Here is a 17479-nt window from a genome sequence, read left to right as displayed (position 1 = left end):
AACTATCAACTGTCAACTAACTAAGTCGCTTCATCTTGTTGTAAAGAGTCTGACGGGTGATACCCAGCAACTGGGCGGCTTGCGTGAGATTACCATGACAGTGGTCGATGGTGCGACGGATATGCTCCTGTTCTACCTCGTCGAGACTAACGATTTCGTTCTGCATGTCGAGCACATCCTTCAGTTTGCGTAGCAGTTCGTCGTTATCCCAAGGCTTGGTGATAAAGTCGGCGGCGCCGTTCTTCAGTCCCTTTACCGCCAGGTTGATGTCGGCATAGGCTGTGAGTAGTACCACAGGTGTCTCGGGGTGCTGTTTGCGGATGGTGCGAAGCCAGAAAAGCCCCTCGTTACCATTGTTCACACCAAGGGTGAAGTTCATGTCGAGTACTACGATGTCGATGGTTTGCTGCGCCATCAGTTTCAGGATGTCATCGGGGTTAGTGGTTGTCAGCACCTGTTCGAAAGTGCCGTCAAGCAGATAACGCATAGCGGTAAGGATGGCCGCGTTATCATCAACGATTAATATGGTTCCGTACTTGTTCATAATGTAATTTTTGTGTGCAAAGATACGAAGAATTGTATAAAAGTCATACAAAAGGGTGTATAAATTTTAGACAATCAGCCTTTGGAGCCCTATTTTTGCTTGGCAGGTAATATTTATTACCCTATCTTTGCAATAAAAATTGCGAGAACAGGCTGCACCTCAGCAAAGAGCAAGCTCTCTGCATTCGGTTTGCACTGTCCTTGCACCAAAATTTAAAAATAACGCGATATGAAAAAGTCGATCATCCTCTGTATCTCTGTATCTCTGTGTTTGAATTCGGTTCAGGCGCAACAGATGACCATGCAGCAATGCATGCAGTATGCGGTGCAGCATAACCACGAGGTGAAACAGGCCGAGTTGGAACTCGACAACTATAAGGCATCGAAGACAGGTGCTATCGGTAATTTCCTGCCTTCTGTGGATGGATACATCGGTGCCCAGTATAACTTTGGTCGTGCCATCGACCCAGAGACCAACGGCTATACCGATGTGAGTACCTTTTATAATGGTTATCAACTCTCGGCGTCGTTGCCAGTATTTGATGGATTCAGTCGTCTGCATGCCCTCAAGGCCGCTAAGGCCAGCGAGTTGATGGGACGCGCCAGTCTGCGCCAGCGTCAGGATCAGACAGCTCTCGACGTACTGCAGGCCTATACCAGCGTGGCTTATTACGATGGATTAGTAAAAATGGCCGAAGAGAAAGTTGAAGAGACGTTGTTGTTGCTCAAGCAGGTAAAAGTGCTTGAAGAGGTGGGGCGAAAGAGTGCTGCTGATGTGGCTCAGGTGGAATCGCAACAGGCTGAGGCCGATTACGAGCTGACACGCCAGCAGAACCTTTATGCCTCGGCTATATTGGAACTGAAAAAGGCCATGAACTATCCTTTGAGTGATAGTCTGAGCCTGGAATATATTCCCAACGTGGGAACATTTGATTCCCAGTGTGGGAACAATTCATTCCCAACGCAAGAAAAAAATCTGGATAACGAGCGCCATCCAGAACTTCAGGTGGCCCGTTATCGCATGCAGGCATCGAAACATGAGTGGCATCAGGCTCGCGCTTCTCTTTATCCATCACTCTCTCTGAGTGCGGGTCTGAGCACCACTTATTACAAAACATTGCATAACGATGCTGCGGAGACATTCCGCAACCAGATGAAGAACAATATGGGTGAGTATCTGGGTGTATCACTCAACATCCCCCTGTTCAACCGTTTGCAAACCCTTACCAGCATCCGCAAGGCCAAGAACAACTACAAGATTGCCCAGGAGGCTTACGACCAGAAGCAGTTGGAACTGACCAAACTGAGCACTGAGGCTTGGAACGACTGGCAGGGCTATCAGAAGCAGACCATACAGATGGAGAAGAAGGTGCAGGCCGACTCGCTGAGCTATCAGCTTACCCGTCGACAGTTCGAAGAGGGACTTGCAACAGCCATCGATCTGCACACCACATCGGCACAGCTACTCAACTCAAAAGCCACCCTGCTGCAATGTCAGCTCATGGCTATGGTGAAGGAACAATTAGTAAGATATTATAAAGGAGAAACAATATGGACAGAGTAATTGAAAAAACTAAGAGTCAGCAACTGAAGAAGTATTGGCCATATGCCGCAGGCGGTAGCTTGTTGTTAGTCATGTTAGCTTGGCTGATTTTCGGCAACCATGCCTCGACGCTCAAGGTGAACAAGGACGAGATGACCATTAGCGAAGCACAGCGCGCCGAGTTTAAGGACTATGTACGTACCAACGGACAGGTGCTGCCCATCCAGATAGTACAGATTTCGCCCGAGGAAGGTGGTATCGTGATGGAGAAGGTGGTTGAAGAAGGTACGATGGTGCACAAGGGCGATGTGATTGTTCGATTGAGCAACTCGAACCTCGACCTACAGATTCTGAATGCCGAGGCCGAACTGGCCGAGAAGCAGAACCTGCTGCGTAACACCCAGGTGGCTATGCAACAGGACCGCCTGAACAACCAAACCGAGCAGGCTCAGTTGGATATGGACACCCATCGCAAACAGCGTACCTACGATCAGAACAAGCGTCTGTATGCCGAGAAACTGATTAGTAAGGAGGATTACATCAAGTCGCAGGAGGATTACCAGCTCTCTGCCAAGAAGCGTTCGCTCATTACCAAGCGCCTGAAGCAGGACTCTATCTATCGCACCGTTCAGATGGACCAGATGGAGGACAATCTCCAGAACATGCGTAAGAACGTGGTGCTGGTGCGCCAGCGTAAGGATAAGCTCGAAATCCGTTCGGCTATCGATGGCGAACTGGGACTGCTGGATGTGGAGTTAGGACAGAGCATTCAGCCTGGACAGAAGATCGGTCAGTTGAACGACCTCTCGGATTATAAGGTGCAGGCCAGCATCGACGAGCATTATATCGACCGCGTTCGTCCAGGTCTTACAGCTACCTTTACCCGTGGCGACAAGCAGTACCAGTTGCAGGTGCGCAAGGTGTATCCTGAGGTGCGCGATGGTAAGTTTCGCTGCGATTTCATCTTCAAAGGTGCGCGTCCGGAGAACATCCGTTCTGGTCAGACCTACTATATCGACCTTGAACTGGGTCAGCCCGAGCAGGCCATCATCATTCCTCGTGGTACATTCTTCCAGACCACAGGAGGCCAGTGGATATTTGTACTCGACAAGAGTGGCTCTAAGGCCTATCGCCGTAACATCCGTGTAGGTCGCCAGAACCCACAGTACTACGAGATTCTCGAAGGTTTGGAACCAGGCGAGCGCGTGGTTACCAGTGGTTACGAAGCATTTAAGGATAACGAAGTGTTGGTAATAAAGTAATGTGTTATGAAAAGCTATTTTAAGTTTCTGAGTCGCCATAGACTCTTTACCATCATTAATATCGTAGGCTTGTGCCTCTCGATGGCCTTCCTGCTTCTGTTGGGCGATTTGATCTACCGTCAGACATCAGTAGAGAACTACCAGACCCGTGGCGAGCGTATCTTCGCATTGGGCAACGAGGAGTTTACCATGTCGCACTTCCGTGTGGGACAGAAATTGCAGGACCGTTTCCCTGAAATCGAAGCCTGGTGCGCTGTCTCTGGTTATGATGCCTCCTTCGATATCCGTGGCATGGAGGCCAAAACCAAAATCCTGGTGGTGGCGCCTAACTTCTTTGAGTTTTTCGACTACCCGTTGCTGACAGGTGACAAGCACAAGGTGCTGCAGGCTCCCAACCAGATGGTGGTGAGCAAGAGCTTTGCCGAGCGCTATTGGCCCGAGGGCGATGCGGTAGGTAAGGAGGTGGTGCTGGGTGATAAGAACGATCCCGACGGGCATGTTACCTATACCATCAGCGGTGTGATGGACGATTTCGACCGCTCTGTCATCCCCAGCAGTCATGAGTGCGTGGTGAACCTCGAAAGCCATAAGCATTTTAACTATTCGGCTTATACCGAGGAGATGACCAATGCCGGCAGTACGGTGCTATTTCTGATGGAGAAAGAGGGTGCCGACCTGCGCAGTAAGGCCGATGCCATGCGCGAGTATATGAAGACCTTCTTCTGGCTCTATCGCATGGAGGCTGTTAAGAAGGTGGTGCTTACATCGCTGACCAATCTGTATTACGACGCCAAGGAATGTTCATTCCAGTCGGGCGACCTGAACCACGGCAATCGCGATATGGCTCACCTCTATGTGGTGATAGCCCTGTTAGTGCTGGTGTTCGCCATCTTTAATTATGTCAACTTGAGTGTGTCGCTCACCACCGAGCGCTCGAAGGAGATGGCTACACGTCGCCTGTTAGGTCTGTCGCGTTTGCAGGTATTCCTGAAGCTGATAGGCGAGAGCATCTTCTTTACAGCCATTGCTTTTGGTGTGGCTTATCTGGTTGCCCTTGCCTTGCAGGATAAGGCTATCGAGATGGCCGCCTGTCCGATGGATCTGTTGAAGGATACAGGCATCGTTACAATCATCGGCTTTGTGCTCATCATCGCTGTGGTAGGCGCGCTGGCAGGTTTTGTGCCCGCCTCGATACTCAGTGGCTATCAGCCTATCGATATCGTTCGTGGTACATTCCGACGTCGTGTTCGTCAGCGTTGGAGCCATGTGCTGATGGTGATTCAGGCTGTGTTTGCCATCGTGATGCTCACCGTTACCCTGCTGTTGAGTGGCAACATCCGTGAAAAAATGCATCAGCCCTTGGGTTATGATTACGAGAATATCCTGGAAACCTGGGGTATCAATAACCTGAGCTTGACGCAGCGCCAGACCTATCGCCAGAAGTTATTGCAGATGCCCGAGGTTGATGGCGTGGGCTATGGCTATGGTACACCGCTCGATTTCCTGGAGAACAACACCACCCAGGCCGACGATGGTACGGTGGTAAGTATGCGCTATTTCATGGGCGACAGTTGTTTCTTCAATATCTTGAACCTGCATCCTGAGAAGACTTATTCGGATAATGGAGTAGGTGTGAACCACCAGTTGCTGCGCCAGTTTGGTAAGAGCGATGATGCCAAAGAGGTTGTGACTAATAGTGGCAATATGAGCTTCCATATCGCAGCGCTTTATCCCGATATCATTTACCAGACCGTGATGAACGAGGAGATGCATCCCACGCCTATCCTGATAGATAAGGTTGATGAGTATCGCGACGATAGCACCAGTTTTGTGCAGCGCATGTACGGCTCGCCACGTATGACGATTGTGAAATATCATGGCGATCGCGAGCGGGTAGAGGCAAAGATGAAAACCTTGTTCCAGGAACTCACTGGTCATGAAGCCCCCGAGGCCCATTCGCTTGAACAGAAACATCAGGAATGGTACGAGGATTACGAGCGATTCCTGAGTGTGCTTACCGTGTTTACGTTTGTAGCTTTGCTGATAGCGATCCTGGGACTGATGGCGATGAACAGTTACTTTGTGGGTCAGCGTAGGCGCGAGATAGCCGTGCGCCGAGTGTTTGGTGCCGAAGTAAGCAGTATCACCCTGCACCTGTTACGAACCGTGTTTGTACAGTCGCTGGTAGCCGCCATCATTGCTATCCCGTTGGCTTACTGGCTGGCACCTACGGCAGGCAGTATATCAGGTTTGCATGTAGAGATGCAGTTCACGCCGTTGGTACTCTCGCTGATCATCGTGCTGGTAGTAAATGTGCTTACTGCCGCCCTGCAGGGATGGCGCGCCGCCACCGAGAATCCTATCAACAACATTAAGAACGAATAAACCATAAAACCGTATGAAAAGTTACTTTCGATTCCTCTCGCGCAACAAGCTCTACACATTAATTAATGTGGTAGGGCTTGTAGTGTCGTTAATGTTTATCATCCTGCTGGGCGACTACACCTGGCGCCAGTACAGCATCGACTCGTGGCACCAGCATGCCGATCGTATCGTGCTGATGGGTGATCAGACGAGTTTCTCCATGTGGCCTCAGGCAGCAGAGAAAATCAAGGATATGTGTCCTGAGATAGAGCAGAAATGCTGTGTGATGAGTGTGAGGGGAAAAATCAAGTATGGTCGGCAGGAGGCGAAGGACGGCGAAAACGAAAATGGCATCATCATGGTGGCAGACTCCACTTTTTTCCAGTTCTTCGACTTTGAGTTGGAGACAGGAAGTCGTCAAACAGCCTTAAACTCCCCAGATAAATGTGTCATCACAGAACGACTGGCTCACCGACTGTTTGGAGATAAGAATCCTATTGGCGAATCAGTACAGATTGTAGGCGAGTATGATGTGGAACCAGGAAATACTGTTTACGACAGCACGTTGGTATATACCGTTAGTGCCGTTGCAAAGGACTTCGACCATACAGTGCTGCCTAACGAGACGCAGATCATTGCTAATATGAAACGCTATCCGCAGATGCTGGGTTCTGAGTTTCCTAGCTACTCCTATGCCTTCAGTAATGCAGGGGCCTGCAAGGTGTTCTTCATGCTCCGTCCAGGGATGACTCTCGATAACAAGAAGAAAACCATTGATAACTATATAGTCAATAACTATTTCATTCCTTTCGGAGAATATAAGGTGAGTGTAACGCCGCTCAAAGAAGTGATGTTTGCACCTCAGAATGATGGAAAGGGACTGCAGAAAGGCGACAAAACACGCCTGCATATTTTGATTACAGCCGTGCTTGCTCTGCTCTTCTTTGCCATCACCAACTATATTAATCTGACTGTAGCAAATACGGGATTCCGTTCCAAGGAAATGGCCACTCGTCGCCTCTTCGGTAGTAGTCAACATATGATCGCGTGGAAACTGATTGGCGAATCAACGTTGATGGTAGCTTTCTCTTTCGCTATAGGATTGGCATTGGCGTTCAGTTTCCAGGATGATGCGATGAATCTGTTTAAGGGTAAGATTGCCATCATAGATGATATCAACATCGTAAGTGTAAGTATCTGTCTTGGAGGCATCTTGTTGGTCGGTATCGTTTCTGGTTTACTGCCCTCATGGCAGATGACACGCTATCAGCCCATTGATATTGTGAAAGGTAATTTCCGTTTCCGTTCCAAGATGGTGCTGGGCAAGGTGTTCATCATTCTGCAGAATGTCATTACCGTTACGATGCTTACTGCCAGTTTGGTTATCTGGCTTCAGTTGCATCATCTTATCCATGCTCCCCTTGGTTTTAACACAGAACATCTCTTCTACATCATCAGTCCTGAAGGGAAGGAGCAGGTTGTCAGAAGTCAGCTGGAGAAGATGCCCTTTGTCGAGAAGATCGGAACTTTTAGTGGTTCCACATTCACCCAGTTTCATACTGGTGTTTATGTCATTGTGCGTGATGACAAGTTCGTATCTTTGTTTGAGACGGATATGGACAAGACCGCTTTCGAACTGTTGGGACTGCAGGTCAGGCATAATCATGGAACTAGTGCTGATGGCATTTATCTGAATGATGAGGCATTACGGCAGTTAGACAATAAATTTGATTCACGTGAAATAGGCTGGTATGATGGGGGAAAAGATCAGATCACGGGAGTACTCGAAGAGTTCCATTCTATCAATGTGCTTTCGCCGATACAACCCTTTGCCATCCGCGTACAGAAGGACAAAGAGTTCCCTTGGTTTCTGGTGAAGACAAGTGGCGATAAAAAAGCGAAGGCTGCCTTCGAGGAGATGATGAAAAAGCTGGATGACTCTGGAGAAGAAAGAGTGCTGAGTATTGAGGAGAGCATTGCTGAGACTTTCAAGGACCAACAGCATACGCTGAAGCTCATCACGCTCTTTACGCTCATCGCCATCGTGGTATCTGTCTTGGGCTTTATCGGCATGTCGCTCTTCTTTATCCGACAGCGACAGAAGGATATAGGTATCCGTAAGATTATGGGATCTACCTCGCACGAGGTGATGATGCTCATGCTGCGTACGTTCTGTGCGCCGTTGTTGGTATCGTTTGTGATCGCCATCCCGCTGTCGTGGTATGTGATGAACGATTGGTTAAGCAACTTCAGCTATCGTATCAGTCTCAGCCCATGGATATTCGCCGTCACCTGTGCATTCGCCCTTCTGGTAGCTGTTCTTTCTGTCAGTATCCAGATAATAAAGGCTGTGCGTACCAACCCGGTTGAGAGTATCAAAACCGAATAATCAGGGTGGTGTAAATAAATCATACGATAGTGTGTATAAAGATTAGACGAACGGCCTCCGGGCACTCAAAAAAGCTTGCATATAATATGAAATGATCGTAACTTTGCAATGTGAAAATTAAAAAACAAAGTATTAACAAAAAAATAAGTACGATTATGAAAAAGTTTATGATTAGCTCGATGATGTGCCTGATGGCTCTGACCTCAAATGCACAAGTAATGACATCTGCAACAGTCGATAAGATTTTCGACACAGTCTCTCAAGCTAACGACGCAGAGTTTGTTTACAATGCTGATCGTGATGCCGATGGTAAGATTGCTACGATGGTGGTATATCAGGAACAGCCCCAGCGCAAGGGTAACTTCACCCTGAAGCCCATCTACCGCTACCAGTACAACTATGCTGCCGATGGCATGCTTACCAGTCGTACTAAGTACGTATGGCGCAAGAACCAGTGGCAGTGCGCAGGTCGCCACAGCTACTCGCTGGATGCCGGATTCTACACCGCCACCTATAGTCGCTGGAACAAGAAGAAGGCCGACTTCGACGAGCCCGTAGGTAAGATTACCTATACCCTGATGCCCGATGAAAGCATCGCCAGCGTGGCTTGTTACACCCGTCAGCGCAGCAAAACCGATTTGCAACTGGAGTGGCAGGCACCTGTTGAGAGTCATACGCTGAACATGGATTATTATCTTACACAGAAATAAAAAAAATAAAGAATAAAAAATGAAGAGTTATTTCCGTTTTCTCTCACGCAACAAGCTCTACACATTAATCAATGTGGTAGGGCTTGTAGTGTCACTCATGTTTATCATCCTGCTGGGCGACTATACCTGGCGCCAGTTTACTATCGACTCGTGGCATAAGCAGGCCGAACGAATCGTTCTGGTAGGTAATCAGGACTATTTCTTTATGTGGCCACAGGCAGGTGGCGATATCAAGGCCATGTGTCCTGAAGTGGAGCAGTCGTGTGCCGTGATGAGCCAGAGTGGTAAGATAAAATATGGCGAAAGGGTGATAGAAGATGGCGACGACAAGAGTAGTATCCTGTTGGTTGATTCTTCTTTCTTCAACATCTTCGACTATGAGTTGACACAGGGTAACAAGCGTTATGCACTTGATAAACCCGATAAGTGCGTGATTACAGAGCGACTGGCCAAGCGCTTGTTTGGCGATAAGAACCCCATTGGCGAGTCGGTGCAGATTACCGGCGAACGCCATGTACGTATCGGGCATGACGACCCTTACGACAGTACACTGGTATATACCGTTAGTGCTGTAGCGAAGAATTTCGACCATACGGTACTGCCTAACGAAACGCAGATTATCGTGAACATGCAGCGCTATCCACAGGTGATGGGCTACAAGCTCGAGAACTATACAATGGCCTACGGCCCCCATGGTTGTAGTAAGGTGTTCTTGATGCTGCGCCCAGGTGCAAACCTCGACAGCAAGAAAGCTATCATCGCCGATTATATGTCAAAGAATTACTATGGTAAGTGGGATGAGAATCCTCTGACTTTTACGCCACTCAAGGACGTGATGTTTGCACCGCAGAACAATGGCACGGGCATGCTGAAAGGCGATAAGACGCGACTTCACATCCTGCTTGCTGCCGTGTTGGCCATCCTGTTCTTTGCCATCAGCAACTATATCAACCTGACTGTTGCCAATACGGGCTTCCGTGCCAAGGAGATGGCCACCCGAAAACTCTTCGGTAGTAGTCAAAAGGATATCTCGCTGAAGCTGATTGCTGAATCGACCCTGATGGTAGCCGTATCGTTTGCCATCGGTCTGGCTTTAGCCTTTGCCTTGCAGGATGAGGCTATCGATTTGTTTAAGGGTAAGATCGACCTTGCTGGCGACATCAGTCTGGGTACCGTTAGTGTTAGCATCGCTTTCATCCTATTGGTGGGTATCATCTCGGGCATCATGCCTTCGTGGCAGATTTCACGTTTCCAGCCTATCGACATCGTGAAAGGTAGTTTCCGTTTCCGTTCCAAGATGGTGCTGGGCAAAATATTTATCATTCTGCAGAATGTAGTTACGGTAGTGATGCTTACCTCGGCGCTTGTGATTTGGTTGCAACTCAACCATCTGATTCATGCACCGCTGGGTTACAATACTGAGAATATGTTTGTTGTCTCAGCGCCCGAAGGTAAGGATCAGACGGTAAGAAACCTCCTGGAGAAGATGCCTTTTGTCGAGAAGATAGGTACGTTCTCGCATACCTCGCTGGCAGGTGGTAGCAGTAGCATGCGCAGTATCAGGCGCGACGAAAAACTCGTCACCATCTACCTGATCGAACTTGACAAAAACGCCTACGACCTTTATGGCTTTAAGAAGAAAAAAGACTATGGATTAACCAGCGACGGTTACTATCTGACGGAGGAAACCATGCGCCAGATGGAATATGCCGACAGCACCAAAGAGATTTCCTGGGGCGGAGAGAATAAGAATCCTATCGCGGGTGTGCTTTACGATGTCCATCGTGTCAACGTGCTGAAAGGTGTTGATCCGTTCGCCATCCGAATTACGGATACATTCAACTATCCTTCGTTCCTGGTGAAGACCAATGGCGACAAGCAGGCCAAGGCCGCCTTTATTGATATGCTGAAGGAACAAGGTGTGCCCGAGGCTGATATGGAGTGGTATGTGCAGTCGCTCGAGGAAAACATTGCCAACACCTTCGAGGACCAGCAGAACACGCTGAAGATTATCTCGCTCTTTACCATTGTGGCTATCGTTATTTCGGTGATGGGCTTCATCGGTATGTCGCTCTTCTTTATCCGTCAGCGACAGAAGGAGATTGGTATCCGCAAGATTATGGGTTCAACCTCGCACGAGGTGATGACGCTCATGTTGCGTACCTTCTGTGCACCATTGCTGGTATCGTTTGTCATCGCCATCCCGCTGTCGTGGTACGTGATGACCGACTGGTTGAGCAACTTCAGCTATCGCATCAGCCTGAGTCCTTGGATATTCGCTGTTACCTGTGCTTTTGCCCTGCTGGTAGCTGTACTCTCGGTTAGCATCCAGATTATCAAAGCCGTGCGTACCAACCCGGTTGAGAGCATTAAAACCGAGTAACTGGTGGCAAGTGTATAAAAATCATACAGTGAACCGTATAATGTTTAGACATACCGCCTACTGGCCTTGCAAAAAGCTTGCAGATATTGGTTAATAGCCGTATCTTTGCAGCGTAAACATCAACAAATAATGAATATGAACGTAATCAAATCTCTCAATCAGCGTGGTCAGCACAATTGGATCAAGATTCTCTGTCTGGCTGTAGGTCTGGCTACGGGTATCGTACTGATTGGCAAGGCTGGCTTCGAGCAGTCGTGGGATAAAGACTTCGATACGAGCGACCGCATCTATGTGCTTTACGAGGATGTGATTCGCGATGGCGAATATCAGCATTACTCACAAACATCGGGTGCTATCGCTCACGGCTTGAAGCGCTACTGCCCCCAGGTCGAGGCTGCCACCCGTTACACAGGCTTTGGTTGGGACCTGCCATTGGTAACCGAAGACGATAAGCGCATACGTACCAATTTCTTCTTTACCGATAGCTGTTTCTTCGATGTGTTTCCCTACCGTATTCTGGCAGGTAATCCTAAGAAGACGCTCAGTCAGCCTAACTACTGCATGATTCCGCAGTCGATAGCCGAGAAACTGGGTGGCGACGTGATTGGTAAAAAGGTGTATTATAATAAGCGCGGCAATCTGGCACTTACTATTGGCGGTATCTACGAGGATATCCCGCTGAACAGCCGCCTGCACGACTTGGAGGTGCTGGTATCTATGCCCACACTGCCCCAGATAACCTGGGATGGTCGCGACAACTGGGTGGGTAACGACCGCTACTTCGGCTATGTGCGCCTGGCCAAGGGAATCACTCCCGACGATTTGAAAGCACAGATTGCGAAGATGCGCCGTGATAACCTGCCTGCCGACGAACTGAAGAAAGCTGGTGTGGATCTCGACTACTCGCTGCGTCCGTTGGCCGACTATCATACACAGGACGATGCGACACGTCGCATGATATGGATTGTATCGTTGCTGGCCATGGTGCTGATTGGCTGTGCGGTGATGAACTATCTGTTGCTGGTGATTGGTGGCATTAGTCGCCGTGCTCGTGAGATGGCTGTGCACCGTTGCTATGGTGCCGAGGTGCGTAATATCTATGGTCGCGTGATGACCGAGAGTGTGCTGCACCTGCTGTTGTCGCTGGCACTGGCCGCAGGCTTGCTGTTCATCTTCCAGGATACCATCCAGGAGCTTACGGGCACGCCACTACCGGTCATCCTTACTACAGGTCATAACATCGGGTTCATCGCCCTTACCTGTCTGGTAGTGCTGGTCATCACTGGGCTGGTGCCCGGTTGGGCCTATACCCATATCCCCATGACTGCCGCCTTTAAGCATTACAACCATTCGCACCGTGCGTGGAAAATGCTGTTGTTGGGTTTGCAGTTCGCTTCGGCCACCTTCCTCTTTGTGCTGTTGCTGGTAGTAGGTCGCCAGTATCAGCTGATGGTGAACGATAATCCAGGTTACGACTATTCCACCCTGGCCGATCTCAATACCGACGAGCTCTCGTTGACAGAGAAACGACTGGTGGTTGATGAGCTCAAAAAACTGTCGGGTGTGAAAGGTGTTACCACATCTTATGCCTACCTGCCTGAGATGCAGAGTGGTGATAACATCTTCCTGCCAGGCGATGACAAGGAGTACATGAATGTGGCCGACCTGTTTGATGTGGGCGACGACTACTTCGAGGTGATGGGCATACCCGTGATTGCTGGTCGAACCTTTACGCAGCAGACCGACACCATGCGCGAGGCAATGGTAAGTCGTAAGTTCGAAGAGAAGATGAAGCAGTTGGCTGGTTGGGATCAGGCTGTAGGCAAGCAGGTCATCTGTACCTCTTACGAAGGTCCTTACACCATCGTGGGTGTGTTCGACGATCCCCGCATCGGCAGTATCACCTATCCCGACACGCGTCCTAGCATCTGTTTCTACGACCAGCATATGAGGTACACCCACCATATCACCGTGCGTTTCCACGATATGGATGCGCTCGATGCCGCTAACAAGCGCTTGCACGAGTTGATTCCCGAGAATCCCGATGTAGCCATGCGCCCCTATACCATGTTGATGACCCAGCTTTATACCGATGCCCATCGCTTCCGCAGTACTGTGATGATTGGTGGCTTGGTAGCACTCATTATCGCCCTGATCGGACTGATTGGTTATTTGGCAGGTGAGTTGGCTCGCCGACAGAAGGAGATTGCCGTGCGCAAGGTGAACGGTGCCCATATCATCGATGTGCTGCAGCTCTTTATCCGCGACATTCTGCGCCTGGCTTTGCCTGCAGTGGTTATCGGTGCCATCGGTGGCTGGTATGTATCGCGCTTGTGGTTAGAGCAGTTCAGCGAAAAGGCTGTCCTGTCGCCAGTACTCTTCGGCCTTTGCGCCCTGGCAGTAGTGGTGGTTATCCTCTCGGTGGTTTGCATTGGCTGCTATCGTGTGGCCAGCAGCAATCCTGTTGATTATCTCAAAAACGAATAGTAAATTTAAAACAATAAAGTATTATGATTAAGTTAGAAAACATTCAGAAGGTGTTCCGTACCGAAGAGGTGGAGACCGTTGCATTGGGCGGTGTATCGCTCGAAGTAAAGAAAGGCGAGTTCGTGGCCATCATGGGTCCATCGGGCTGTGGTAAATCAACCTTACTTAACATTCTGGGATTGCTGGATAATCCTACCAGCGGCCAGTATCTGCTGGATGGTCAGGATGTGGGTTCGCTCAAGGAAAGTCAGCGCACCAAGGTGCGTAAAGGCCAGATTGGCTTTGTGTTCCAGAGCTTTAACCTGATTGATGAATTGAATGTTGAAGAGAATGTAGAGTTGCCTCTCACTTATCTGGGTGTGCCCAAGAAGGAGCGCAAGGCAAGGGTCGAGGAGGTACTGCGCCGCATGGCCATCAGCCATCGTGCCCACCATTTCCCCCAGCAGCTTTCAGGCGGTCAGCAGCAGCGTGTGGCCATCGCCCGTGCCGTGGTGATGAATCCTAAGATTATCCTCGCCGACGAGCCCACTGGTAACCTCGACTCAAAGAACGGACTTGAGGTGATGCAGCTGCTTACCCAACTGAATCAGGAAGGTACCACCGTAGTTATGGTAACCCACTCGGAGCGTGACGCCGGTTATGCCCAGCGCACCATCAACCTGCTCGATGGTCAGGTTGTGCCTGAGGTAACACTCTAAGAAAGAGCCTCTTTTACGCCTTGCATATTACTACGCGATACCGGTATAGCATCGTTAGTATGCTTCATGATAAGTTGCATGGCGTGCGCGTTAGAGATAATCTGCTCTACTTGAGCCAGATTTACTAAGAATGCGCGATGGCAGCGTACAATCATAGGATAGGCTTTCAGGTCGTCCTCCATCTGTTTGGAAGTGGCGCGTAGCATATCAGTGTGTACCTCGCCATCGCGCATATAGCATACCTTTACGTAGTTACCAACAGCCTCGATATATTGCAGGTTGGCAATGTTGAGTTCAATCGTATCGTTAGTATTGCCTGTAAGGGTTACGGTATCAGGGGCTTTTGTTTCGTTGCTGGGTTGTGGTGCCGAAGCTGTAATTTTTTTCAGTTGTTCGTTAAGCTGGCGTGTTTCTTCCAATTCTACAGCCAGGTACTTGCTGCGGAACTTAAAGCGCCAGTACAGTCCGATGGTAAACGAGCAGAAAGCGATAATCAGCAGCGTCTCGATGTAGTTAACCACCGAAAGCTGGTTGCCCGCCACGTATTCGTTAATCACAAAGTGGCGATACAGGCAGATGGCCAGCGACACCAGCGGGGTGTTGATACACTGGAACCATAGGTTTCTACGGATGATATAGCCCACACCTTTCTTAAACGATCGCGGCATGCGAACGATATACTTCAGAATTAAATCAACAATGATGCACACGGCCACGCCGATTGCCCAGATGGCCAGCAAGTGGATATAGGCCTGCCACTGCCAGGTGTCGAGCCCGAAGGGTTTGAAAACAGCCAGTGCCACGGCCACAAAGCTTACACTGGTTATGCGGGTCATCATTGTTTCTTTTCGTCCTTGATTCATCTTCTACCATTACAATAAAACGGTGCGAAGGTACATATATTTGCCGAGACTACCAAATGTTTTGGTAATTTTATAACCAGGTTAGCTTACGCCAGAGACCTTCTAGTGGTCCACGTTGATGTTTGCTGAACCACCAGCGGCAGAACAGGTACTGCACCATCACCATACCCACACCAATCATCACGGCATAGGTAATACCCAGCCATCGATAGCATGCCAGGCCGTAGCCACAGAAGATAAAGCATCCGATAACAGACTGCAGCAGGTAGTTGGTCAAACTCATCCTACCGAAGATGCACAGATGGTGCAGCACCTTACGCACACCCTCGGAAGCATACCATGCCGAAACGATGGCCGACACAATCATCATCAATATAGTCAGATTGTAGATAGGGTTCAGCCACGAGGCTATCTCACTATAATCCACAATACTCATTACAACCACCACCAGGGCCGAGCGCCACAACAGCTGGTGCCATATCTGCAGGTTGCGCCCCTCGTTGTAGAACATGCGCTGGCGCCCTAACTGCATACCTATGATAAACAAACACAGCAACTGCGTCATTCTACCGCTGAACACGTTGAATCGCATATTCACTTCAAAACCATATCGCAGGTTGGTAAGTGTGTTCTGCCAGAACGTGCCATGTTCGTGTGCACTGTTAATCTGTCCATACAGCTCCCACAAGGTGCTGTGGTCGATTGTCTGTCCCGTAAGCAGACAGAATAGCTCAACCGGTTGGATGGCCAGCAGCACGATGATGGCCCATACCCACTTGGATGGCAGATAGCTGATAGGTATCAGCATCAGTCCGTAAAGCGCATAAGGCATCAGTATGTCGCCATCGTAAAATGCTACGTTTACCACACCAAACAAAAACAGCAGACACATGCGCCAGGCGAATCTTCCCGAGAAATTCTTCCCCTTCTGCTGCTGGTTATCGTTCATGATAAAAAAGCTCAGTCCGAACAGCATGGCAAAGATACCATACATCTTACCGCTAAGCAGCCAGGCCAGCACATCGGCTATCCCCTGATCGGTAGGCAACGTATGTACAATGGGCTCCTGGGTAAAGATGTTGAAGTGTTCAACCGAGTGATACAGAATGATGCCAGCCACCGCAATGCCTCTCAAGGCATCGGCCACATCAATACGCGTGTTCGCCAGTTGGCGAGTTTTGTAGAATTCCATTTTTATCTGTTATTAATTAAGTTTTCGACCGCAAAAATATGAAAAAAAATCTGTTCCGCCAAACATTTGGGATATTCGGTACATATTAGTGACGAATGGGATGCATGGTAAACTGTTACATTCGTCACATTTATATGCAGAATATCCCAGAAATTTGGATTGTAGGATAATTCTATGTATTTTTGCACCGTCGAAACCATAAAAGATTTATTTTAAAAGAGTAACAATATGGAGCAGTTTCATGAATTTATGAGTGCGGCATGGCCGTGGATGGCATTTTTGAAGGAATGCTGGCACGCTAACTAGTTTTGTAATTGAATAATTATGAAGAGGATGATTAAATCAAGAATTGATACAATAGAAATACAAAGCCGAACTCTAGGTAAGACTATGGCTGTTACGATTTATGTGCCAACCAATTTTTGCGAGGGATTACCTGTTCTCTATTTTATGCACGGGCGTAGTGGCGACGAGTCTATTATTCATGCTTTGGATATACAAACCGTTGCAGACAGAATGATTGCCGATGGCAGGGTAAAACCAATGCTAATTGTCTGCCCAAGGATGGAAGATGCGCTAGGATTAGGTGCTTTCGAAGATTATTTCTTTAACGAGGTGATGCCAATTGTAGAGAAAAAATACAAAACGAGTGTACGTTGCATTGGAGGGGTTTCGGCTGGAGGCTTCATTGCCTTGAACTACGCTTTCCGCCATCCTTATTTATTTGAGCGAGTAGGCGGTCACATGCCTGCCATCGAAGACGTATTGGATGATGACGACCTGCATTATTTCGGAACCAGTGAGCAATGGAAAGCAAATAATCCGCTTTTCCTGGTTCAGAAGTGTACTTTGCCTTTAACTATGGAGATTTATCTTGATGCAGGAAGTGAGGACGAAGGTGGATTTTATCGAGGATGTGCGCAACTGGCAGAAAGATTGGCAGTCCGTGGCGTTCTGGTTCAGAATCATTTAAACGAAGGACATCATACCATTGATTATATCAAAGCTCATTTGGAGGAATATCTTATGTTTTATGCAAAATAAA

The 17479-nt window shown here is 48.7% G+C and carries 12 protein-coding genes; 9 read left to right on the top strand and 3 right to left on the bottom strand.

Annotated elements, in window-relative coordinates; translation table 11 throughout:
• Positions 1-16 precede the first annotated feature (16 nt).
• On the bottom strand, positions 17-544 hold the full coding sequence (locus BLU97_RS12325; protein WP_074761857.1) for a response regulator: 528 nt from the start codon (positions 542-544) through the stop codon (positions 17-19).
• Positions 545-772: 228 nt separating this feature from the next.
• Here BLU97_RS12325 and BLU97_RS12320 point away from each other — a divergent pair, with 228 nt between their 5' ends.
• The 8 genes from BLU97_RS12320 to BLU97_RS12285 all read left to right on the top strand — a co-directional run bounded on the left by BLU97_RS12320 (position 773) and on the right by BLU97_RS12285 (position 14379).
• Positions 773-2107, top strand: coding sequence for a TolC family protein (locus BLU97_RS12320; RefSeq protein WP_074761856.1), 1335 nt, complete (start codon positions 773-775; stop codon positions 2105-2107).
• A complete protein-coding gene (locus tag BLU97_RS12315) occupies positions 2095-3348 on the top strand; it encodes an efflux RND transporter periplasmic adaptor subunit (RefSeq protein WP_074761855.1) in 1254 nt (417 codons plus the stop codon). The genes BLU97_RS12320 and BLU97_RS12315 overlap by 13 nt, the downstream gene beginning before the upstream one ends.
• Positions 3349-3354: 6 nt before the next feature.
• Positions 3355-5733, top strand: coding sequence for an ABC transporter permease (locus BLU97_RS12310; protein WP_074761854.1), 2379 nt, complete (start codon positions 3355-3357; stop codon positions 5731-5733).
• 13 nt (positions 5734-5746) lie between these two features.
• Positions 5747-8101, top strand: coding sequence for an ABC transporter permease (locus tag BLU97_RS12305; protein ID WP_074761853.1), 2355 nt, complete (start codon positions 5747-5749; stop codon positions 8099-8101).
• A 155-nt stretch (positions 8102-8256) separates the two neighbouring features.
• Entirely contained in the window at positions 8257-8811 is a 555-nt protein-coding gene (locus BLU97_RS12300; RefSeq protein ID WP_033149576.1) for a DUF3836 domain-containing protein, read from the top strand.
• 19 nt (positions 8812-8830) lie between these two features.
• Positions 8831-11194: an ABC transporter permease gene (locus tag BLU97_RS12295; RefSeq protein ID WP_074761851.1), complete on the top strand. Its 2364-nt coding sequence runs from the start codon at positions 8831-8833 to the stop codon at positions 11192-11194.
• Between the two features lie 135 nt (positions 11195-11329).
• The gene (locus BLU97_RS12290; RefSeq protein WP_175456381.1) at positions 11330-13681 is read left to right on the top strand and encodes an ABC transporter permease; all 2352 of its coding nucleotides are present in this window, start codon (positions 11330-11332) and stop codon (positions 13679-13681) included.
• A 23-nt stretch (positions 13682-13704) separates the two neighbouring features.
• Positions 13705-14379, top strand: a complete 675-nt coding sequence (locus BLU97_RS12285) for an ABC transporter ATP-binding protein (RefSeq protein WP_013064157.1) — start codon at positions 13705-13707, stop codon at positions 14377-14379.
• On the opposite strand, the gene BLU97_RS12280 is transcribed toward BLU97_RS12285, so the two are convergent.
• Positions 14376-15218 carry a LytR/AlgR family response regulator transcription factor gene (locus BLU97_RS12280; RefSeq protein WP_074761850.1) on the bottom strand — a complete coding sequence of 281 codons (843 nt, stop codon included), beginning with the start codon at positions 15216-15218 and terminating at the stop codon, positions 14376-14378. The two genes, BLU97_RS12285 and BLU97_RS12280, sit on opposite strands and share 4 nt — an antisense overlap.
• 94 nt (positions 15219-15312) lie before the next feature.
• Entirely contained in the window at positions 15313-16434 is a 1122-nt protein-coding gene (locus BLU97_RS12275; RefSeq protein WP_074761849.1) for a DUF418 domain-containing protein, read from the bottom strand.
• Positions 16435-16758: 324 nt separating this feature from the next.
• On the opposite strand from BLU97_RS12275, the gene BLU97_RS12270 reads away from it, so the two are divergent.
• Complete coding sequence (locus BLU97_RS12270; RefSeq protein WP_081352916.1) at positions 16759-17478, top strand: alpha/beta hydrolase; 720 nt, start codon at positions 16759-16761, stop codon at positions 17476-17478.
• Position 17479 lies beyond the last annotated feature (1 nt).

This window comes from Xylanibacter ruminicola (genome assembly GCF_900107775.1).
Taxonomy (GTDB): domain Bacteria; phylum Bacteroidota; class Bacteroidia; order Bacteroidales; family Bacteroidaceae; genus Prevotella; species Prevotella ruminicola_C.
The sequence above is the reverse complement of the archived record's forward strand: the minus strand, read 5'-3'. Positions and strand labels throughout refer to the sequence as shown.